Origin of the sequence: Halomicrobium katesii DSM 19301 (assembly GCF_000379085.1) — an archaeon.
GTDB lineage: Archaea > Halobacteriota > Halobacteria > Halobacteriales > Haloarculaceae > Halomicrobium > Halomicrobium katesii.
Map to the genome: position 1 here is coordinate 360,979 of NZ_KB905378.1, position 21,114 is coordinate 382,092.

At 64.4% G+C, this 21,114-nt stretch carries 25 protein-coding genes; 5 read left to right on the forward strand and 20 right to left on the reverse strand.

What is annotated here, in order from left to right; all coding sequences use genetic code 11:
* The 16 genes from HALKA_RS18945 to HALKA_RS0101880 form a co-directional block, all read right to left on the reverse strand.
* The coding region (locus tag HALKA_RS18945; RefSeq protein WP_018256391.1) for an ATPase domain-containing protein at window positions 1–322 on the reverse strand (322 nt) is incomplete at its 3' end.
* Window positions 319–771 carry an archaellum stator protein ArlG gene (locus HALKA_RS0101810; protein ID WP_018256392.1) on the reverse strand — a complete coding sequence of 151 codons (453 nt, stop codon included), beginning with the start codon at window positions 769–771 and terminating at the stop codon, window positions 319–321. The genes HALKA_RS0101810 and HALKA_RS18945, both read right to left, overlap by 4 nt.
* Window position 772: 1 nt before the next feature.
* Window positions 773–1,213: an archaellum stator protein ArlF gene (locus tag HALKA_RS0101815; RefSeq protein WP_018256393.1), complete on the reverse strand. Its 441-nt coding sequence runs from the start codon at window positions 1,211–1,213 to the stop codon at window positions 773–775.
* Window positions 1,197–2,861, reverse strand: coding sequence for a FlaD/FlaE family flagellar protein (locus HALKA_RS0101820; protein WP_018256394.1), 1,665 nt, complete (start codon window positions 2,859–2,861; stop codon window positions 1,197–1,199). The genes HALKA_RS0101815 and HALKA_RS0101820 overlap by 17 nt, the downstream gene beginning before the upstream one ends.
* A gap of 246 nt (window positions 2,862–3,107) precedes the next feature.
* The gene (locus HALKA_RS0101825; RefSeq protein WP_018256395.1) at window positions 3,108–3,626 is read right to left on the reverse strand and encodes a chemotaxis protein CheD; all 519 of its coding nucleotides are present in this window, start codon (window positions 3,624–3,626) and stop codon (window positions 3,108–3,110) included.
* A gap of 2 nt (window positions 3,627–3,628) precedes the next feature.
* The gene (locus HALKA_RS0101830) at window positions 3,629–4,840 is read right to left on the reverse strand and encodes a chemotaxis protein CheC (RefSeq protein ID WP_018256396.1); all 1,212 of its coding nucleotides are present in this window, start codon (window positions 4,838–4,840) and stop codon (window positions 3,629–3,631) included.
* 1 nt (window position 4,841) lies between these two features.
* On the reverse strand, window positions 4,842–5,201 hold the full coding sequence (gene cheY / locus HALKA_RS0101835; RefSeq protein WP_012807767.1) for a chemotaxis protein CheY: 360 nt from the start codon (window positions 5,199–5,201) through the stop codon (window positions 4,842–4,844).
* A gap of 108 nt (window positions 5,202–5,309) precedes the next feature.
* Window positions 5,310–7,304 (reverse strand): hypothetical protein, encoded by a 1,995-nt coding sequence (locus tag HALKA_RS0101840; RefSeq protein WP_018256397.1) that lies wholly within the window; start codon window positions 7,302–7,304, stop codon window positions 5,310–5,312.
* Entirely contained in the window at window positions 7,301–7,786 is a 486-nt protein-coding gene (locus HALKA_RS0101845; RefSeq protein ID WP_018256398.1) for a hypothetical protein, read from the reverse strand. Before HALKA_RS0101845 ends, HALKA_RS0101840 begins: the two co-directional genes overlap by 4 nt.
* A 46-nt stretch (window positions 7,787–7,832) precedes the next feature.
* Window positions 7,833–8,393, reverse strand: a complete 561-nt coding sequence (locus HALKA_RS0101850) for a DUF7500 family protein (RefSeq protein ID WP_012807770.1) — start codon at window positions 8,391–8,393, stop codon at window positions 7,833–7,835.
* Between the two features lie 90 nt (window positions 8,394–8,483).
* A complete protein-coding gene (locus HALKA_RS0101855) occupies window positions 8,484–9,128 on the reverse strand; it encodes a flagellin (protein WP_026190116.1) in 645 nt (214 codons plus the stop codon).
* A gap of 253 nt (window positions 9,129–9,381) precedes the next feature.
* The gene (locus HALKA_RS0101860) at window positions 9,382–10,041 is read right to left on the reverse strand and encodes a flagellin (protein ID WP_018256400.1); all 660 of its coding nucleotides are present in this window, start codon (window positions 10,039–10,041) and stop codon (window positions 9,382–9,384) included.
* 226 nt (window positions 10,042–10,267) lie between these two features.
* A complete protein-coding gene (locus HALKA_RS0101865) occupies window positions 10,268–10,546 on the reverse strand; it encodes a DUF7521 family protein (protein WP_012807774.1) in 279 nt (92 codons plus the stop codon).
* Window positions 10,547–10,654: 108 nt separating this feature from the next.
* On the reverse strand, window positions 10,655–10,990 hold the full coding sequence (locus tag HALKA_RS0101870) for an ArsR/SmtB family transcription factor (RefSeq protein ID WP_012807775.1): 336 nt from the start codon (window positions 10,988–10,990) through the stop codon (window positions 10,655–10,657).
* A 148-nt stretch (window positions 10,991–11,138) separates the two neighbouring features.
* Window positions 11,139–11,864 (reverse strand): RAD55 family ATPase, encoded by a 726-nt coding sequence (locus HALKA_RS0101875; protein ID WP_018256403.1) that lies wholly within the window; start codon window positions 11,862–11,864, stop codon window positions 11,139–11,141.
* A 72-nt stretch (window positions 11,865–11,936) separates the two neighbouring features.
* Window positions 11,937–12,362 (reverse strand): chemotaxis protein CheW, encoded by a 426-nt coding sequence (locus HALKA_RS0101880; RefSeq protein ID WP_018256404.1) that lies wholly within the window; start codon window positions 12,360–12,362, stop codon window positions 11,937–11,939.
* 179 nt (window positions 12,363–12,541) lie between these two features.
* Between HALKA_RS0101880 and HALKA_RS0101885 the strand changes: the two genes are divergently transcribed.
* From HALKA_RS0101885 to HALKA_RS0101905, 5 genes are all read left to right on the forward strand, one after another.
* A complete protein-coding gene (locus HALKA_RS0101885) occupies window positions 12,542–13,618 on the forward strand; it encodes a protein-glutamate methylesterase/protein-glutamine glutaminase (RefSeq protein WP_018256405.1) in 1,077 nt (358 codons plus the stop codon).
* 1 nt (window position 13,619) lies between these two features.
* The gene (cheA, locus tag HALKA_RS0101890; RefSeq protein WP_018256406.1) at window positions 13,620–15,569 is read left to right on the forward strand and encodes a chemotaxis protein CheA; all 1,950 of its coding nucleotides are present in this window, start codon (window positions 13,620–13,622) and stop codon (window positions 15,567–15,569) included.
* A 10-nt stretch (window positions 15,570–15,579) separates the two neighbouring features.
* Entirely contained in the window at window positions 15,580–16,389 is an 810-nt protein-coding gene (locus HALKA_RS0101895; RefSeq protein WP_018256407.1) for a CheR family methyltransferase, read from the forward strand.
* Window positions 16,386–17,612: a HEAT repeat domain-containing protein gene (locus HALKA_RS0101900; RefSeq protein ID WP_018256408.1), complete on the forward strand. Its 1,227-nt coding sequence runs from the start codon at window positions 16,386–16,388 to the stop codon at window positions 17,610–17,612. Before HALKA_RS0101895 ends, HALKA_RS0101900 begins: the two co-directional genes overlap by 4 nt.
* 70 nt (window positions 17,613–17,682) lie before the next feature.
* Complete coding sequence (locus tag HALKA_RS0101905) at window positions 17,683–18,546, forward strand: CheF family chemotaxis protein (protein WP_018256409.1); 864 nt, start codon at window positions 17,683–17,685, stop codon at window positions 18,544–18,546.
* Window positions 18,547–18,557: 11 nt separating this feature from the next.
* Here the strand turns inward: HALKA_RS0101905 and HALKA_RS0101910 are convergent, their stop codons facing one another.
* The 4 genes from HALKA_RS0101910 to HALKA_RS0101925 all read right to left on the reverse strand — a co-directional run bounded on the left by HALKA_RS0101910 (window position 18,558) and on the right by HALKA_RS0101925 (window position 20,894).
* The gene (locus tag HALKA_RS0101910) at window positions 18,558–19,436 is read right to left on the reverse strand and encodes a CheF family chemotaxis protein (RefSeq protein ID WP_018256410.1); all 879 of its coding nucleotides are present in this window, start codon (window positions 19,434–19,436) and stop codon (window positions 18,558–18,560) included.
* An 89-nt stretch (window positions 19,437–19,525) separates the two neighbouring features.
* Window positions 19,526–19,954: a DUF7112 family protein gene (locus HALKA_RS0101915; protein ID WP_018256382.1), complete on the reverse strand. Its 429-nt coding sequence runs from the start codon at window positions 19,952–19,954 to the stop codon at window positions 19,526–19,528.
* Between the two features lies 1 nt (window position 19,955).
* A complete protein-coding gene (locus HALKA_RS0101920; RefSeq protein WP_018256383.1) occupies window positions 19,956–20,348 on the reverse strand; it encodes a 30S ribosomal protein S6e in 393 nt (130 codons plus the stop codon).
* Between the two features lie 129 nt (window positions 20,349–20,477).
* Entirely contained in the window at window positions 20,478–20,894 is a 417-nt protein-coding gene (locus HALKA_RS0101925; RefSeq protein ID WP_018256384.1) for a dCTP deaminase/dUTPase family protein, read from the reverse strand.
* Window positions 20,895–21,114 lie beyond the last annotated feature (220 nt).

The following is a 21,114-nucleotide window of genomic DNA, read 5'->3' on the forward strand; positions in this document are numbered from 1 at the left end:
CCGAGAAGGTGTTCCCGTCACCGATGTCCGCGTGCAAGAACAGCAGGTTCTCGTCGAGGATGTGATCGACCACGTCGTACGACAGCGAGTGCATCTGGTCGAGGAAGCTCCCGACGGTCAGCTCCGTCGACAGCATCGTCACGTCGTTGTCCTCCTCACAGAGGCCGTAGCTGAACCGCTGGCTCATGGCCGACTTCCCCGCCCCGTAGTCACCCTCGACGAGGATGATACTGCCCGGGGGGATCCCCCCGCCCAGTTCCTTGTTCAGTCGGTCGTGATCGTCCAGTCCCAGCGAGTACAGATCGTTACGTGCGATACTCATGTTCGGAATTCGAACACCTCCTCGTCGCCGTTGACGACGATCTTCACGCGGTGGTCACCGGGATCGAGCGGTTCCGAGATGTCCACTCGGACCACGTCACCAGCGCCCCAGACCTCGGCTCCGCCCACCAGAGTCACCTCCACGTCCGTCTGGTAGGCACCGTCGACGAAGATGTCGAGCCGGTCGGCCCTGGCCGGCAGCTGTAACGTTCCGGTGTTCTTGACGTGGAGCGTGATGTTCTGGTTGCCGTCGGCGTCGTAGATCGCGTCGCTACCGCTGTCGGAGATGATCTCGATGTCACTGCGAACGTCGGAGCTCACGTCGACGCCCTGCTCGCTGATGGCGTCGCTGAGCTGGCCGACGCTGTCGGTGAACACCCCGACGACGCTGGCGGCGACCATCATGCTCGCGATGAAGATGATCAGGTGAGACGCGGAGACGCCTGCCATCTCAGACCACCTCCGTCGTCGCCGTGTCGGCGACGCCCGTGCCGGAGACGACCTTGACGCGCCCTGGATTGTCGTTGAGCGCCGTCACGGTGATCGTCAGCTGCTCCTGTGAGAGCCACAGATCGGTGTCACGGTCGACACCGACCGACGTGTTGTACCCCGACTGGTAGCTGTTGTCGGCCAGTAGATCCACGTCGCTGACCGCCAGCGACTCGGAACCGGTGTTGTTGACCGCGACCGTCAGCGTCCGGCTGGTGGTGTTCCAGGTCGCGCTGGTCACGTCGATGGCCGTGTTCTGCTGGGCCAGGGTTCGGTCGGTCCGATCCTCCTGGGCCTCTGAGACGCGCTCGAAGCCGTTGGTCGTCGCCGTGTGGAACATGCCGAAGGCGATGAACATTCCGGCGAAGACGATCGCCGCCGAGCCACTAACGCTGAAGCCCATCGGAACCACCTCCGCGAACCAGCTTCGACAGGGCCACTGCGTCGGCCCCGCTGTCCTCGTCGAGCTGACTGATGTAGTGGAGACTCCGCGTGTGGTGGTCGATCGTCAGCCCGCCCTGGCCGCCGGACGCGTCGAAGCCACGGAGGACCTCGTGGAGGTCGTCTGCGACGGCCTCGTCGATCCAGTCGATCCGCTCGTAGTAGTCGATGGCGCGTGCGGCTTCCCGGTAGCTTGCCTGTTCGAGGAGGTATTCGAGCCACTCGACGACGATCAGGTCGCTCGCGAAGCCGCCGGGAAGCTCCGAGAGGTACGGCTTGCCCCCGTCATCCGCCGACGCGGTCGTCGTCTGCTCCGGTTCGGGTTCCGGCTCCGGTTCCGCAGTCGTCGTCGGCTCGGGTTCCGGCTCTGGCTCGGGTTCCGGCTCCGGTTCCGCGGTCGTCGTCTGCTCCGGTTCGGGTTCCGGCTCCGGTTCCGCAGTCGTCGTCGGCTCGGGTTCCGGCTCTGGCTCCGGCTCCGGTTCGGTCGCGTCCGCTTCGGCCGTGAGGTCCTCGTCGTCTGCGAGACCGTCGTCGAACAGATCGTCGTCCGCGAGACCGTCGAGGTCGTCGCCGTCCTCCTCGACGCCCGAGGAGAGTTCGTCGTCTTCGAGGGCCATCTCGTCGTCCCCGTCGTCCTCGTCGAGCGCCATGTCGCCGCCGGGACTGTCCTCTTCTGCCCACTCGGCGTCGCCGGAGTCGTACTCGTCTTTGAGTTCCTGAAACGATTTTCCGCCCTCCCCGTCGCCGTCGCCGTCGCCACCGTCGTCCATGTCCATGCTCATGTCGTCGTCCTCCTCGTCGAAGTCGCCGAGGTCGTCGCCCCCCTCGTCGAAGTCGTCGAAGTCGTCGTCGAAACTGCCGCCGTCGTCCTCGAAACCGCCGTCGTCGCTACCATCGTCTCCGAACACGTCGTCGACGCTGTCATCGCCGCCGCCCAGATCGTCGCCGTCGTCCTCGACCAGATCCTCGTCGAAGAACCCCTCGGCGTCGGCGTTGGCGATGTCTTCGTCGATGTCCTCTTCCGTTTCCTCGTCGTCGTCGTCGAAGAGGCCGAAACCGCCGCCGCCACCCATGCCGCCACCGCCGCCCATACCGGCGTCGATGTCGTCCGCGAAGGGGTTGACGCCACGGGTGACCATCTCGTAGATGTCCAGCAGCTTGCGGACGTTCTCTTCGACCTCTTCGACGGACTCGCTGATCTGCTCGTTTTCCGTCCGGACCGTGTTGACCGTCGACGACAGCGATCCGACCTCGTTTTCGAGCTCGTCGAGGCGGTGTTCGAGTTCGTCGGTGTCCTGGCCGGCGTCGTCCATGTCGCCGAACTCGTCGCCGCCGAACCCGTCCATGTCGTCGCCACCCATGCCGCCGAGATCGCCGAACTCGTCGTCACCGCCGTCGTCGGCCATGAGCCCCCCGCCGTCGGCGAGTTCGTCGCCGTCGTCACCACCCGCGTCGTCCGACTCCTCGTCGTCCGAGAGAATGGAGTCGAACATGTTCTTGATGCTCATCCCGACGAGCCCGCCAGTGAGGAGAACGACGAGAGCGGGCGCGAAGATCGATCCCTCCGGGATCGCCACCTGAAGCGTCGGGAAGAGCGCAATGCTACTCATCGTACACGAAACTGGATGTTCATACCCTTCAATATTCCGTCTACCCTATCATATCTGATAACAGACGCGTTAGTTACTGGCCAGAAGTGCGGAATAAACCGCGGAGAGAGTGACGAGATCGTCAGCCAGATCCTTCCGACACGTCGGCGCGGGAAGGATCGTCAGACGAACCGTATCGACTGCGCCCCCGTCCGTCGCGTGTCTGGCATGCGTCAGACGCAGGTGCCCGACGACGCCTCGCGCGGGCTACAGCGTCGCGGTGCCCTGGCTCGCGCTCTTGACGATCAGATCGCCGGTCGCGGCTTCGAGACGAAGCGAGCGGCCGTAATCGCCGCCGACGTCCTCGCCGAGGATCGGGACGTCGTTCGCCGCGAGCGTCTCGCGGACGATAGCAGCGTTGCGAGAGCCGATGCTGGAGCCGTTCTCCGAGAAGTCGAGCATGTCGCTCCCGCCCGCGATCTTCGCTTCCATGGAGCGACGCCGTGCGCCGGCCCGTTCCATCTCTTCGAGTAACACCTCGACACCGGTGTCGGCGAACTTCGCGCGAGCGCCCTCGCCATCGTCGTGTCGTGGCAGCATCACGTGAACGAGACCCGCGGTGTTCGAGTCCGGGTCGTACAGTGCGACCCCGATACAGGATCCCAGCCCGCTGGTGGTCAACACTGCCTCGTCCGTCGTCACCGCGTACTCGGCGATACCGACCTTCTTGCGCTCGGGCTGCCCGACCGACTCCTGTTCCGTCTGGCTCCCGTCGTACACTTTCATTGTCAGAATATCTGTTCGACGTCGGCGTCGGTCTGGTCGGCCCTGTCCACTTCGAGTTCCGCGAGCGCCTGGCGGAGCTCTTTCTCGTCGGGGAGGGCGTGGATCTCGCTGCTGAACTCGATCTCGTCGGTCCGCATCTCCGACTCGATGATGAACGAGTGTTCCTGGTGCTGGCCGACCTGTGCCGCGAGCGGGTCGACGATCGCCTGCCCGATGTCGTGGACGAGCTGTGGCGGAGTGTGATCGACCGAGGTCTGGAGGACGTTCGCCCAGCCGTCGACGAAGCCACTGGTCATGATGTTGCCCAGCTCCTCGATCGCGGCCTTGTGTTGCTCGGTGAGTCCCTCTCCGTCCGGTTCGGTCGGCATCAGCGCCTCGGCGACGTTCTGGGCCGAGACCTCGTCGAACAACACCAGGAGGTAGCCACTGGGGACGCCGGTGAACTCCACGACCGTGCCGACGTAGGTGTCGTCGCCGACCTGCTTGGGCACGTCTTCGATGGGTGCGAAGCTGATCTGGGTCACTTCCGCCTCCGTCGGGATGCCGGTCATCATCTCGACGTTCTCGGCCGCCTGTTCGGTCCCGCTCGTCGTCATCTCGTTGAAGACGCTCAGCTTGTCGATCGGGATGGCGTCGCCGCCCGGCTCCGCGTGGTCGGTCATCAGCTCCGCGAGCGTGTCGTACTCGGGGAGCATGTAGATGTAGAAGTTGAGCGACTCGCCGACCCACTCGATCTGAGACTTGAAGACGAACACCTGCGGCTGGTCGGCCACCGTCGGCGCTGGCGGGAGTACGTCGGCTCCGGTCGCCTCGATGTACTCCGGGGGACTGTGCTCGATGGTCGTGCCGAGGTAGTCGGCCCACCCGTCGATGAAGCCGCTCATCATGATGTTGCCGATCTCCTCGACGCTGCTCTGTGCCATCTCGCCGTCCGCACCGCCGGGCACCAGCGCCTCCGTGATCGGACCGACCGAGTCCGACTCGAAGACGAGCACGGTGTCGCCGTCGAGTGCCCCCTCGAAGTCGAACTGCACGCCGACGAAGTCCTGTCCGGCGAGTTCCTCGCCAACGTCGTCCCGGTTCAGCAGCGTGATCTTCGTCACGTCGACGACGGCGTCGATGCCGGTCATCTGGGCCAGCGACTGAGTCGCCTGTTCGGCACCCTCGTGTGCGAGTTGGTTGAACGTACCGAGCGACTGAATGTCGACTTTCATCTTACGAGGGGACGACGTCCTCGATAGCCTCCATCACGCTGGGTTTCTGGAACGGCTTGGTGATGTATCCGTCGGCTCCGGCCTTGACGGCCTCTTTCATCTTCTCCTCCTGTCCGACGCTGGTACACATGATGACGTTGGCGTCGGGGTTGGAAGTCTTGATCTCGTCGGTCGCCTCGATCCCGTCTCGGATCGGCATCACGATGTCCATCATCACCAGATCCGGTGTCTGTTCTTTGTACACTTCGACAGCTTCGACGCCGTTTTCGACCTCCCCCACGATGTTGTGGTCCTCTTCGAGGATCTCGCGCAGGAGGTTGCGCATAAACTCCGAGTCGTCGGCGATCAGTACGTCTGGCATACCTATCACTGCAGTTGTACCGTGAATAGCTAAATAAACCCTTGCACGGAATTATCGGGCTTGATATTCGCTCGACGGCAGCCAGGTTCCGGACGCTCGAAGGGGCGATCACAGAATCGGCACAAGACGGGCGATCAGCCCGACGACGTCGAACGCGAACGGGCCGTACGCGAAGTATACCACCGACGCCAGTGAGAGATAGACGGTCGTCGCGCCACCGGCCAGCGCCACCCCGACGGCGACGGATCGGGGCGAGACGCGATCGGGGGCGACGGTCCGACCGACGACGAGGACGGCCGCGACCGCCGCGACACAGAGCCCGAGCAGCGCGTGGAACTGGATCGCCTCCCCGAGTGCCGGATCGAGGACGCCGAGGACGACCGCGACCAGAGCCGGTCCGGCCAGGACCGTGCCGGCGTAGACACCGGCGGTCGTCCGGGGAGCCCCGGAGATCGCCTCCCGAACCGCAGGGAGACGGAAGGGACAGTACGACGCCAGTGCGATCGCTGGCAACAGGTACCGGACGGTGAGCTGGCTGAACAGCGGGAGCCGCGGGAGGTAGACGAGCGTGAGCACGACGGCGTAGCTCGCGACGAGCAGATCCGTCTGGCGTCGCGGACCCAACCGGGAGACGGCAACGCCGTGACGCCGGAGGTGAACGGCGGCGACCGCCGGGAGTGCGAGGAGCGTCCCGACGATCGGCGTCGACTCGACGACCGAGAGATCGATCGGCTCGTAGTCGTTGACGCCAGACAGGGACGCCGAGTCGCCGCGTCGGACGAAGATCTCCCAGAGTCGCTCGTGTTCGCTTGCGGCTGCAACGCCGTCGGAAACCGCAGCAACGGCGTAGTTACCGATGAATACGAGTTGCGCCAGGACCGTCTCGGCGAGCGTCAAGAGCACGAAAAGCGGCGACAGGAGTCCGAAGAGTTCGTCGAGGAGTGGCCGTGTACTGTCGCCACTGGTCGAGTCGGCGTCCGCGTCGCCACCAGCCGTTCCCGAACCCCCGTCCCCGCCACCGGATTCGGGTCCACCGGTCGGTGCGAGTTCGACGCTCTCGGGCCCGACACCCGGGAGAAGTCGCGGCGGACGGAGCGGATTCCCGTTGATGAGCACGTTCGTGACGGCCATCGGGAGCACGGAGAGCGCGAAGATCCCCCCGACGACGGCGAGACGACGGCGGCTCTTCCGGGGTTCGGTGAGGACGTCGACGACGAACAGCGCGGCCGTGAGGAAGAACCCCTCGAAGGCGTGGACCCACGCGACCAGTCCGAGCGCACCGTACGCGAGGCCGTGTGCCACGTGGCTCGCCCGGCCGTCCAGTTGCCGGCTCCGCGCGAACGCGAACGCGGACCCGAAGACGAGCGCCGTGACCAGCACGTGGCGCTTCGGAATCGTCGCCCAGAAGCCGACCGGCGTCGCGAGCGCGAGGGCGACCCCCGCGGCGACGGCCACGCGCCGGTCGTGGAACGCACCGACGAGCCGGTAGCACGACACCGCGACCAGTCCAGCGGCCGCGAGCGTACTGAGCTGGAGCGCGACCAGCGGCAGCTGAGATCGATCGAGCGCCGTCGCGAGAACCACCGCAGCGGCGAACCAGGCGCTCGCGACGGCGACGGCGACGAGACGGAGCCACCGTCGATCGAAGCGGGCGGCCAGCCGTCGCCCGAGGCCGACGACGCCGAGCGCCCACCCACCGGCGAGCACGAGGCGGGGCGGCGCGACGGCGCTGGCCCCCTCCAGGAGCCAGAGGAATGGCAGCGCGGCCACGACCTGCCCGTAGTTGCGGGCGTAGAACCGACCGCCGTACTCGTGGAGGCCGGGCTGGGTGCCCAGCGTCAGCGAGTACCGGAAGTCCGGCGGTGTCATCGCGAGGCGTCCGTCCGCCAGATTCGCGACGGCGTTGGCGATGGGGTACGTGTCCGTGATGAAGAAGCCGACCCGCCAGGACAGCGCTCCCAGTAACACGACGCCGAGCCACAGCGTCAGGCCGATCGCGTCCCCGAAGACGAACTGTCCCGCGCGGTCCGCGTACCGGGAGAGACGGTCCGACCAGACCGAACGGGACCGGGCGTCGACGCCGCTCGATCGATCACCGTTCATGGACGGACCTCGACGGTTTCGTCGGCCGCGAACACCGTCTGGTCGTACTCGAAGCTCTGGACGCGAACGGTGATCGTGGCTCGGTACCGCTGTTCGGTGACGCCGTCGGGATCGAGGCCGCGATCGCGCATCCCGAGACGGACAGTCCCGGACTGGCCGCCGGAGAGCAGTTGGGTCGTGGTGCGATCGACGCCGAGTTCGGGCACCGACACCCGGTAGACGAGCCGTGGCCGCCCCTCGATATCCGAGACGGAAACGGTCGCATCGGGGATCCGCAGGTAGTCGACGCCCGTGCCAAAGCGGCCGCCCTCGACGATCAGCCCACTCGTGTCGAGGCGTTCGACCGTGGCGTTGGCCCGCCCGTCGCCGACGGTCGTCGGATTCCGCGCGGTCGCGTCGACGACCCCGAACGGACCGGTCAGAAGGAGCGTGACCGCGACGACGGCGACGGCGAGCCGTTCGAGACGGGCCACGGAGACCATACTAACAGAGCTACCGCCACGACCGACATTAAATGATTCGCACCACCTACAGCTGGACGCCGTCCTCGCCCTCGACGGCCGCCAGCAGTTCCGCGATGGAGTCGTCGGGCGAACAGCCACTCGTCTTGACGAGCTCTCGGAGGCTCTCGGGCGGGTAGCGGACGGGAACGTTCGACTCGCTCAGGAGAATGCCCAGCACCTCCTCGACCGGCGTCGAGCCGTCGACCTGACGGGCGTACCACAGCATGAGGCTCTCGAAGACGGTGATGATGTCGTTCGAGACCATCCGCTGTTGGCTCACGGTGCCGTCGAACTTGGCGGTCACGTCGAAGCCGTAGCGGGAGTTCCCCTCGTCCATGGTCTCCGCGAGCCACTCGTGGACCGTCGCGTCGTCCAGCGTCGGCTCGGGCTCCGGCGTCGGTTCGGGCTCGGGCGTCGGGTCCGGTGCGGGACGGGACGGCGTCGTCGAATCCGTCCGAACGTCGGGCGAGACGACGTACCTGCCCTCGTCGATCTGCTCGACGTGGTCGTCGTCGGAGATGTCGAGCTCTTCGGGCGAGAGGATCTTCCCGTCTTCCGGATTGGGCTCGTCGGGCCCCTCAGACATGTGTAACAGTGTGACACACTCAAATATAAGTCCGTCGCCCCGCAGCGGCGCTGGGCGGTGAGGTGAAAAACAGAGAAGCGTCGGCGTCAGTTAGAGGCTGACCGCAGATTTCCCGGAGAGGGACTCGGGCACGACCAGCGTCGCCGTCGTCTCGCCACCAGCCTGCGTGTTCAGCTTGATCGTCGCGGTCGAACCTTCGTCGAGCGTCGCGGAGACCTTATCCACGTCGGATTGCGTACTGCTCGACGTGCGGAAGGTCATGACGGCGCGGTCGGCCGGATCGTTCAGGACGCTGCTGGTACCGATCGAATCGTCGTCGTCCTGGAACGTGGACGTGAGGAACGTGGCGTCACCGCTGGTCCCGTCTTCCCCCTGTACGGCATCGCTGACGACGTTGAACGTCCCGTCGTCAGAGACCCACTGGGCGGTCGTCGTGTCGAGATCGACGTTGTCGGCACCAGGTGCCTTCTTGACGGTCACTTCGACCGTCGTCACTTCAGGGGTCCCCGACGTCTCGATATCACTACCGACAGCGTTGACGACTTGCAGTCGATTAGTGACCTGCGCACTGGACTGTTCACCGCTCTCTTCGGCACTGGACTGCAGGAAGCCGGCGGTGTTGATCAGCACACCGGCGGCGATCGCCGCGACCAGGACCATCGCGATGAACACGATCAGCGTCCCGATCCCGACCTGCCCGCGGTCGTTTTCCTCGTCGTTGAATAGTTCGGTCATGGTGTGTCGTGTCCCGAGTGCGAACACTCCGGACGCTATCAAAACATGGCCACTACCCGGTAATAAGACTAGTCCGCCAATTATCAATAGATGAATCGGCGATTTCGAGGTCGATATAGTTCTTGAAAGTGAAAATAGCGATCACAAAGAGGGAAGACGGCCGATAGTGGACTGATAGAAGTACTGCCGCCGGCTGTCGCTTCGGTGAGTACACCACTATCGGTTCTAAAAAGCAGAGAAGCGTCGGCGTCAGTTAGAGGCTGACCGCGGATTTCCCGGAGAGGGACTCGGGCACGACCAGCGTCGCCGTCGTCTCGCCACCGGCCTGCGTGTTCAGCTTGATCGTCGCAGTCGAGCCCTCATCGAGCGTTGCACTAATTGTTTCGACAGAGGGACTGGTGTTGTCACCGCTGTCGACGCTGTCAGTCCGGAAGGTCATGACTGCGCGGTCGGCCGGATCGTTCAGGACACTGCTAGTATCGATCGAACTGTCGTCGTCCTGGAACGCCGTGATCCCGAATGTAGCGTCGCCGCTGGTTCCATCCTGTCCCTGCACGTTGTCGCTGACGACGTTGAACGTCCCGTCGTCAGAGACCCACTGGGCGGTCGTCGTGTCGAGATCGACGTTGTCGGCACCGGGTGCCTTCTTGACGGTCACTTCGACGGTCGTCACTTGGGCCGTCCCCGACGTCTGGATATCGCTCCCGGCGGCGTTGACAACTTGCAGTCGATTGGTGACCTGTGCACTGGACTGTTCACCGCTCTCTTCGGCACTGGACTGCAGGAAGCCGGCGGTGTTGATCAGCACACCGGCGGCGATCGCTGCGACCAGGACCATCGCGATGAACACGATCAGCGTCCCGATCCCGACCTGCCCGCGGTCGTTTTCCTCGTCGTCGAATAGTTCGATCATGGTTGTGTCGTGTCCCGAGTGCGAACACTCCGGACGCTACCAGAACGTGATCACTACCCGGTAATAAGGCTAGGCCGCTAATTATCACAGCTGAAGCGGAGATCTCCAGACGAAACAGCCGGTTTCAGGGATGAGAAATGTGGTGGACAACCGAACAGAACGGCTGTTTTCAGCGCAGGCCAGCTATCCAGAATGGCGAAGTCCCGAGGATCACTGGCCAGTCGTCCTAGCTATCGTAGGCGACGAGGCTGTACATCACGAACAGGAATCCGAACGTCGTCAGCCCGCTGTTGACCAACAGGAGCGACCGGACGCCCTCGAAGTCGTTGACGAACGCGCTGATCATCGTCGCGGCCGCACCGGCGACCGCCAGCGCGAACCCCAGCGAGAGGTGCAACATCGCGTCACGGGACGTCTGGACGTACGCACGCATAGCCATCCCGACCATCGTGAGTCCGGCAACGACGAAGACGAGCGTAGAGATAGCGTACAGGAGTTCTATCATCGGCACTAACGTACGCTATTCCGTTCCAGCTAATAAATCCACCCTCGAAAATATTGTTGCTGATAATCGAACCGAGGCGTGATAACGAGACCGTTCGCGCGTGCGAGACTATCCTTCGGAGAGGGTCCGCCAGGCCTCGTCGAGCTTGTTGGTCACTTCCGACCGGTCCTCGACGTGGACAGAGAGCTCGTCGTCGAAGTCGACGGTGATCTCGTCGACGGAACGGCGATAGACCTTGATGCGACGGCGGTCGTCAGAGAGAATGTTGTCGTGGAGTTCGAGCAGGTCGTGTTCGGTCAGCTCGTCGATCCGGCGGTAGCACGTCGCGATCGGGATCCCCAGCTCATCGCTGAGTTCCTGGGCGGACGCGGGTTCGTCCGTGGCATCCAAGATCTCTGCGCTGTATTTGTTCCCCAGCGTTTGCAGAATATCCACTGAAGCCATCGGTTATCAAATAGTGTATTTTTCGGAGTATAAAACTATCGCCCGTGATACTGGCCGATATCGGTCGAATTTCGCGGAGAGTCCGATCGGCGGTAAACGAGAAAAACCGCCGCAGTACTGCGTTTTTGTCGATAATAATAGCGACTGATCAGATCGGAGAGTCCTCTTCGCTCATCATCGAGAACGCGCTCGCGTTTTCGTGGACCTTGATACCACCCCACGAGATCTCCATCGGGTAGATGTCCGTCTCGATGTCCTGTTTGCGCATCTTCGCGACCCAGACGTATCGGTTGACGCCGGTGTCGGTCGGCGTCTGGATCAGGTAGATGTTGCCGTCGGTGAGGTAGTTCTCCAGGCCGATGTCCGTGTCCGGGAACACCGCGCCCTGTTCGTTGGTCAGGAGGCTGGTCAATCCGTTGTTGTTGAGGATGTCCGTGAACTTCAGCAGGTACGTGCGTTTTTCTGTCTCGTCTTCGAAGAACAGCTCGAACATCGTCAGCGAGTCCAGCACCAGCCGGTCGTACTTGTCGTCTTCGAGGTCGTCGAGGAGTAGTTCCAGCGAGGAAGAGAAGTCGTTCTCCCGAAGCAAGACCTGTTTGTCGTACACTTTGATGTCGCCGTTCTCGACGAATTCGGGCCACTTGTCGAAGCCGATCGACTCCGCGGCCTCTCTGAGGTCGGATTCGTTCTCTTCGAAGGAGAGATAGATCCCTTTCTCGTCGAACTGCTCGACGCCGTTGTAGATGTACTGGAGGCCGAGAATCGACTTCCCGGCACCGGGGTTCCCACTCACCAGCGTCGTCGAGTTCGTGACGATGCCACCGTTCAAAATTGCGTCGAGACCGTCGATACCTGTCTTTGTGAGTTCGATCATTGTTGCTGTATCCGGGGATGGCAGTACGGAATTGCGTTGAAATCTCGGGGCTGAGTAAAAAAGTCTTGCTCCCTAATTCGAGTGGACGACCCGCGGATCGACCCAGATGACGAAGTCGTCGTCCCGCTTGACGACGCCGCGGATCGACCCGTCGCTGTCGGCGGCCGGCGAGTCGTCGACCTGTTCGTCGGAGATCTGGACCACCTGGTCGACTTCGTCGACGAGCCAGCCGGCGGCGCTCTGGTCTTCGATGATCTCCGGATCGAAGACGATGATTCGCTGTTCGGCACCGCCGTCGCCGATCCCGAACACCGACTTGGGGTTCACGATCGACGTGGTCCGCCCGCGCAGGTCCATCACCCCTTCGACGTGGCGGGGCGCGTTCGGGACTGTCGTCAGGTCGCCCACGTCGACGATCTCCGTGACGTAGTCGATGCTGACGCAGTACGTCTCTTCGCCCAGTTCGAATTCGAGTACCTGACCTTCTGTTGTTGACATACCTGACGACTCCCGGTTACGAGTACCGAGCCGATACGCCGACTTAAGCCTGCCCTCTGTGCTATCAAAGTTGATTACGTGGGCGGAGTCTTTATTTTGGTGCCACGCCCGTCTTTCAGGTAGCAATGGATCTGGCTCGACTGCTAACTGGCGTCGACGTGCGCGGGCACGGGTGACCGATGGCCGGTAGCACACCCCGCGCCGTCGTCGCAGACGACTCTCACTTCATGCGTAGTGTCATCTCCGACATCCTGGACGAGGGTGGTGTCGACGTCGCCGCGGAGGCCAAAAACGGTCGCGAGGCGGTCGCGCTCGTCGACGAACACCGGCCGGACGTCGTGACCATGGACGTGGAAATGCCCGAGATGGACGGCATCAGTGCCGTCGAGCAGATCATGGAACAGTGCCCGACACCGGTCCTGATGCTGTCGGCCCACACGGACGAGAACGCGGACGTGACCTTCGAGGCGCTCGACGTGGGCGCGGTCGACTTCTTCACCAAACCCGGCGGCGAGGTCTCGATGGAGATGTCGCGGCTGAAAGATCAGCTCCTCGAGATGGTCCTGTCCGTGGCCGACGTGGACGTGTCGGGTACCTCGGGACGGACACCGACGGCGTCGCCGGACCAGTCGCCCACCAGTACGCCCGAGCCGGCTGCGGGCGACTACGAGGCGGACCCGACGTTGATCATCGGCTCCTCGACGGGCGGACCGAAGATGGTCGAGTCCGTCCTCTCGGAGTTGCCCCTGGCGGCGGACTTCCGGGTGCTGGTCGTCCAGCACATGCCCGGCGGTTTCACCGGACGGTTCGCGCAGCGAATCGACGCCCGGAGCGACTACGACGTGCGGGAAGCCCAGGACGGTGACCGCATCTCGGGCGGCGAGGCGCTGATCGCGGCCGGCGACTACCACCTGCGAGTCAAGAACTACCGGAACGGGCGGCTACGGGTCAAGCTGTCGGACGACCCACCGGTCAACAGCGTCCGGCCGGCCGTCGACGTGACCATGGAGACGGCCGCGGACGTGATCGACGACCCGCTGGTCGGGGTGATCCTCACCGGAATGGGCAACGACGGTGCAGCGGGTATCGAGCGGATCAAAGCGGCCGGCGGGCGGACCATCGCACAGGACGAGGCCACGTCGGCGGTCTACGGAATGCCACAGCGAGCGGCCGAGACGGGCTGTGTCGACAGCATCCTGCCGATCGAGGAGATCCCGGCAGGTATCGTCGAGACGATCAAACGAGAGGTGACATAACATGAACGATCAGTACCTCGATGCGTTTATTCGAGAGAGCGAAGAGGCGATCACGGAACTGAACAACTCCCTGCTGGATCTGGAGTCAGACCCGGAGGACACGGAAGCGATGGAGTCTATCTTCCGGACGGCACACACGCTGAAGGGGAACTTCGGCGCGATGGGGTTCGACGACGCGTCGTCGCTGGCCCACGCTATCGAGGACCTCTTAGACGAGATGCGGGACGGCAACATGCCCGTCACGCCGGACGTGATGGACCTGATCTTCGCGGGCGTGGACAAGATAGAGGCCATCGTCAGCGAGATCGAGGAACACGGCGAGTCCCAGACCGACGTAGACGGGATCGTCGACGACCTCCGAACGGTCCTCGAAGAGGGCGTCGACGCCGCCGAGAGCGCGGCCGGCGACGCGGACGATTCGGACGAGGCCCCGGACGATACGACCGAGACGGACTCGTCCGGAGACAGAGACGTTCCCGTCGAGACGAACGTCAGTCCCGACACGGCCGACGACAGCATCATCGCCGCGGAGATCGACATCGGCGACTCCGACATGCTGGGCGTCGACGCGATGCTGGCGATCGAGGCCGTCGAAGACTACTTCGAGGTGCTCGATGCCGCCCCACAGCGCGAGGCCGTCGAAGACGGGGAGTTCAGCGACACGTTCACCCTGTACCTCGACGCCGAAGACACCGGGACCGTCGACAACACGCTCTCCGGGATCGGCAAGATCGAGCGCGCGGAGACGGCGGACGTGACCGACGCACTCAGCGAGAAAAGTGGGAGCACTAGCGACGAGACCGAACACAAGGTCGACGAGATCAAGTCCGTCCGCGTCGACGTCGACCAGCTCGACGATCTCCACGGACTCGTCGAACAGCTGGTGACCAGCCGAATCAAGCTCCGCCGTGCCGTCGAGCAAGACGACCTCGACGGGGCCGGCGAGAACCTCAACGAGCTGGACAAAATCACGGCGAACCTCCAGAACACCGTGATGGACATGCGTCTGATCCCGCTGAAGAAGGTCGTCGGGAAGTTCCCGCGGCTGGTTCGGGACCTCTCGCGGGATCTGGGTAAGGAGGTCGACTTCGAGATCGAGGGCGAAGACATCGAACTCGACCGGACGATCCTCACGGAGATCTCCGACCCGCTGATGCACATCCTGCGCAACTCCGTCGACCACGGCATCGAGCCACCGGAGGTCCGCGAGGAGAAGGGCAAGCCACGCACGGGCACGGTCGAACTCAGGGCCTCTCGCGAGCGCGATCACGTCATCATCCAGGTCGAGGACGACGGGGCCGGTCTCGACGTCGAGGCGATCAGAGACAAGGCCATCGAGAAAGGCGTCCGCTCGCCCGAGGAGCTTGAGGCGATGGACGACTCCTCGATCTACGACCTGGTCTTTCACCCCGGCTTCTCGACGGCCGACCAGGTCACCGACACGAGCGGCCGCGGCGTCGGCATGGACGTGGTCCACGACACCGTCACACAGCTGGATGGCTCGGTCAACGTCGAGTCGACGCCGGGGGAGGGGACGACGGTGTCGCTTCGCCTGCCGGTGACGATGGCGATCGTCAAGGTGCTGTTCGTCGAGGTCGGCGACGAGGAGTACGGGATCCCGCTGAAGAACGTCGACGAGATCACCCGGGCCGACGACCGCAAGCAGGTCAACGGCAAGGACGTGATCAAGCACAACGACGAGATCTATCCGATCATCCAGCTGGGCGAGACGTTCGACGCGCCCGGCGAGACCGCCAACGGCGACGGGATGCTCGTCCGCGTCCGGGAGTCCGAGCGCCAGGTCGCGCTACACTGTGACTCGGTCAACAGCCAGGAGGAAGTCGTCGTCAAGCCGCTGGAGGGGATTCTCAGCGGGACGCCCGGCCTGTCCGGGACCGCGGTGCTCGGCGACGGAAACATCGTCCACATCCTCGACGTGGTGACGCTATGAGGGCAGTTCGATGAGCCAGGGCGACCAGCGGCAGTTTCAGGAGCTACTGGAGTTCATCGGTGCCGAGATGGACTTCGAGTCTGGGTTCTACAACGACGCGTACCTCGATCGCCGCATCACCGCCCGGATGCGCCGGACCGACATCGACAGCTACCGCGAGTACCGGCGGCAACTGGAGCGAGACGACGACGAGCGAGCGGCGCTGCTCGACTCGCTGTCGATCAACGTCACGGGCTTCTTTCGCAACCCAGAGGCCTGGGAGAGCCTCCGGAGCGTCCTCCGGGACCTGACCGACCAGCACCGCCGCGTGAACCTCTGGAGTGCGCCCTGTGCCGACGGTCGAGAGCCCTACTCCGCGGCGATGCTCGCGCTGGACGACCCGCAGGTCGACGACCGCTCGGTCTCGATACTGGGGACCGACATCAACGAGGACATCCTCCGGGAGGCGCGCGAGGGCACCTACGAGACCTCACACACCACGGACATCGCAGACGAGCTCGCCCCCCTCGACGACTACAGCGAGTACATCGAGCGCGACGGCGACTCGTTTCGCATCCGAAAGCGGGTCAGCGACATGGTCGAGTTCGAGCAACACGACCTCATCCGCGGCGCGTCGAAGCGGGACTTCGACCTCGTGTTCTGTCGGAACCTCCTGATCTACATCGACGGCGAGTACAAGGTGCCGATCTTCGAGACGATCGAGGAATCGCTGCGTGAGGGTGGCTACCTGATGATCGGCATGACAGAGACGCTGCCGACCGCCTGCCGAGACAGCTTCGAGGCGGTCGACAAGCAACACCGCATCTACCGGAAGGTATGAGCCTCTACCAGCTGGAACGAGACGGCGAGGTACAGGAGATCATCCGGACGCTCCGGGAGTCGGACAACCCGAAGGTCAGAGCGCGGGCGGCGGAGCTACTCGGGAACTTCCCGAACCACGACGACCGGCGAGACGTAGTCAACGCCCTCGTCGAGGCGGCACAGGGCGAGGACAGTCGGATCGCCGCGACGGCCGTCGACTCGCTGGACGAGCTGGGCGGAGACGCGATCGAGCAGCTGATCGCCGACATGGCCGGCGTCGACTTCGGCGACGACGGGGCCGAGTGGGTCCGCGCGAAGGCGTTCACGCAGGCCCTCGACGCGGACGTGCCCGAACTCAGGATGGCGGCGGCCAACGGCCTCGGCCAGCTCGAACAGGCAGATACGGTCGGTCCGCTGTCGAACCGCTTCGACGACGACGACCCGCGCGTTCGGGTGCGGGCCGCGCGGGCCTGCGGGAAGATCGGCGATCCACGGGCGGTCGATCCGCTCGAATCCCTGCTCCGGGATCCGAAGGCAGCCGTCCGCAGGGAGGCCGCCGACGCGCTGGGCTCGATCGGGAACCGACAGGCCCTACAGGCGCTGCTACCCCTGTACGAGGACGACAACGAGCGCGTCCGACAGATCGCCGTCGGAGCCTTCGGCAACTTCGGTAACGACCGGCCGGTCGACTACCTCGTCGAGTCGCTCACCGACGAGTCCTCCGGCGTCCGCCAGACCGCCGTCTACTCGCTGATCGAACTGCTCTCGAACGTCCCGACAGAGCAGAGCCACGAGATCCGAGACACCGTCGTCGAGCGACTCTCCTCGACCGACGACCGCAGCGTGGTCGTGCCGCTGGTCGAGATCCTCGAAGAGAGCACACAGAACGCCCAGCGGCGCAACACCGCGTGGCTGCTGGGCCGGGTCACCGGCGAGCAAGAGCGCGTCCGCGTCATCGAGTCGCTGATCGACGCGCTACACGAGGACGATCAGATGCTCCGGCAGTTCGCCGCGACCAGCTTGGCCGAGATCGACGGCGACGACGTGGAGCGGCGGCTCCTGTCGATCGTCGAGGACGAGCAGGTCGACCCCGACGTGCGCGCACAGGCGATCTTCACGCTCGGGAAGGTCGGGAGCGAGCGCTCGCGCAAGACCCTGGACCGAATCATCGATCAGACCGAGAACGAGACGATCCGCAAGCGAGCGTTCTCGGCGATCTCCAAGCTCGGCGGCCGACGATGAACGAGAGGGCTTCGTCTCGAACGCGGAGATCGACAGACCGATACTGGCCGAAGACGACGGGAGAGACGGGATGAGCGACGGCGAACAGAAGCTGGCCGACGCCAAGGGGAAGTTCGTCCAGGTCGTCGAGGACGGCCGCAAGCGCAACGACATCGACTGGCGAGCGGGCCGGATCATCCTCTCGAACAAGCGACTGGTACTCGTCAGCAACGAGGGCAAGCGGACCATCCCGCTCTCGAAGATCACCTCGATCACGGGCCGGGACAACGTCAACAAGGCCATCGCGAAGGTGTCGGGCTATCTCTCCTTGCAGGTCGGGTCGAACGTCACGCTGATCGCGCCGCAGGACATCGATGGGTTCGAGTCGAAGCTGTACAGCGCGCTGCTGGACCAGACCGTCGTCCTCGTGAAACACCCGGCCGTCGAGGGCGGCGTCGTCCAGGACACGGAGTGGGAGAAAGGACGGCTCAAGATCGACGGCGACAGCGTCGACCTCGCGATCGCGTCGGGGTCGTTCGTCGAACTGGAAGTCGAAGACGTGGGCAGCGCCGAACTCAAGACCAAGACCGTGACGGGCAAGCAGCGCCGCGTCGCCGAGATCGAACACACGGTCGAGGGGACCAGCGTCGAGACCCACGTCTCGGGCTCGAAGAGCGACGTGTCCGTGCTCGCGTCGTTCGTGCGACGGGGCGAGCAGGCCGGCGAGGTCGACGTGGAGCTCAGCAAGGAGGAAAACGAGGTCCTGATGGCGCTGTACACCGGCGTCTCTCCGTTCCAGATCCCCGACTTCGTCGGTATGGAGATCGGACAGGTCGAGGAGATTTACGACCGGCTCATCGAGTACGGCATTCTGGAGCCGGTCCGGACTCGCCGCGAGGTCCAGCTAGAGGCCCGTGGTCGCTCGATCGCTGGCGAAGCCGTCGACGATCAGTGACCGGCCGGCGGTCAGGAGTTCACGTCTTCGAGGTGTCGGCTCGCGACGACCTCGCCTTTGGGGGTGAGCTTCGGACCGTCGGACGAGTCCTGGACGAGCCCGTCTTCTTCGAGGTCTCGCAACAGCATCGTCACCGCGGAGCCGTCGGTGCCGACGATGTCTGCCAGTGGCATCCCGTCCATGTCCCCCGTCGAGTAGATGGCGACGAGGATCTCGGTCTTGTCGTCGGTGAGTTCGATGTCTTGCAGATCCTCCATGAGGTCGCTGTACTCGATGCGGAGGTAGCGACCCAGGATCGACATCTTGCGCGGCGACGCCATCGCGGCCATGGTCGTGACGGCAGTGCCGTCGATCATGTGCCGGAAAGTCAGCGTCGGGCGGTCGGAGCCGGAGATCTCGCGGGTCGTGCGCTGGAAGTCGGTGACGGTGGCCAGATCGACGACGAAAACGCCGTCCGACGACCGGAACTCGACAGAGCCGTCCGAGACGAACAGCTTCGCCGTCGAGAACGCGTCGTCGGTGACGCGCCCACCGACGCGTGCCCGCTCTTTGACGGTCGTCTCGGTGCCGTTGAGAATCGCCTTGAACAACACCGTCGAGAACTTCGAGATCTTGTCGTCGTCGCCCTCGACGACCGCGACGTGTCGACTGTCGTTTCGTTCGAAAGCGACGGTGACCGTCGAGTCGAAGAAGTCCCCCAGGTCCGGCGGCACGTGTCCGACCGCGACGTCGAAGATCGACGACAGCGGAATGGTGAATTTGTCGTTCTCGTTGGCCGCCAACACCAGTCGCTTCTGGCTCAGCAACACCCGCCCCTTGACCGGCTCGGTCGTCGCCATCACCTCCGCGTTGAAGTTGCCGACGAAATCAGCGATGACGGATTCCGACATTGATCACTCACCGAGTGCTACTGCGGGCAGAATCTTATGGGTTTCGAGCGAATATCATTCGAGAGAACGGAGAGTCGCCCCGCTGGCGGTCACTCGCCGAGATCGTCCGCGATACTGGCGAGAGAGTCGTCCGGGGAGTCCGTCGCCGTGTAGACGACGCGAGAGCCCGGCGTCCGCAGCCCGTAGGTGTACCCCGCGGTCACGACGTCGAGGTGGACCGAGCCACCGATCGCGCAGTCGCTGTCGGCGAACCACTCGACGAGCCGGTTCTCGCCGTCGCCCTCGCGGGCCAGTCGCCGATTGTCCGCGGCGTGCTGGAGCATCGGCTCGCCGTCCAGCGTCGTCTCGACGCGAGCGTGATACTGCTCGCCGTCGAGCACGCACTCGATCACGTCGCCCTCGGCCACGTCGAGGTCCGCCGGCAGCTCGATCCGCGGGCGATCGGTGCGGCCGACGGAAGCGACCTCGACGCGGCGGGTCTCGACGGCCTCGTGGTCGCTCGGGAGGCGATCTGCCACGTTACTCGTCGTCGCTCTCGCCCAGCAGGTCCGCGACGTCACCGCTGCCCCGTTCGGTGATCGTGGCGTTGATCTGGGCGGTCTCCTCGCTGACCTCGCGGCCGCGGATGGTGATGCGCTTGCGCTCGCCGTCGCGGGTGGGCTTGTAGCCGACGCCGCCGTCGGTGAGGATCGACTTCGTGCCGACGCCGCGCACGTCCGCTCGCATCGGTCGACCGGCCGTGTCAGAGCCGCCGGTCAGTTCGAGCGTGAAGCCGTCGAGACCGGCCGCACTGCCCTCGACCTCGTCGCCGAGTTCGCGGCCCATGAAGCGGTTCGCGTCCTGTCCGTCGACGTCTAGCTGGTAGGTCGTGCCTGTCTCCGGGTCCGAGAGCGCAACGGTGAATTCTGCCATATCCACCGATACTCGACGGCGCTTAAAAAGCGCGTCGGAACCGACTTTCGACGGGACTCGCGAGTGACACGGGGGAAGCCCCGTACGTGTGCGCCACGGACGGCGTGACGCTCGGACTGCCCGGCGGTGTCACTCCTCGGCGTCGACGATCGTGCTCACGCGGGCGTTCTCCTTGATCGCGACGCCGGCACCGCCGACGGTGATCGGAACGCGAGGGAGAGCGTCGACGTGCAGCGTCGGGTGGCTCAGCCCGCGTTCCAGCAGTTCGGTGCGCGGCTGGAGCGTGACCGTCGCCGCCCCCGTCAGGGACTCGTTGTACTCGATCAGGTACTGGCCGGCGCGAAGCTGCCACCACTCGTAGTCGTCCGCGGGATCGCGCTTGGCCGAGGTGTGCGGCGTCGTCTGGGCCGGTTCGAGTTCCCCGCCCCCGAAGTCGACTCGACCCGGCGCGACGATCTCGAAGACGTTCGACACGGTGAGATCGAACCCCGAGTCGGCTGTCTGGGTCGGTTCGTGGACGGCGTCCTCGACGTACTGCTCGTACATACGCGAGCCCTCGGCAGCCGAACAGAAAAGCGTCGGCCGTCTCAGCGCGATAGTGTTCAGATAAGCCGCTGTATTTTCTGAGTTGGGGCGTGTTTAGACGCTAGTAAGAGCGGCTAAATGTCTAACTTACTAGGGAGTGAAGCGGGAAGAGGAGTTTGTGTCCAGCAAACTCGCCCGCTTCACTGATCGGGTTGTCTCGCTTGCTCAAAAAGCCGTCGTC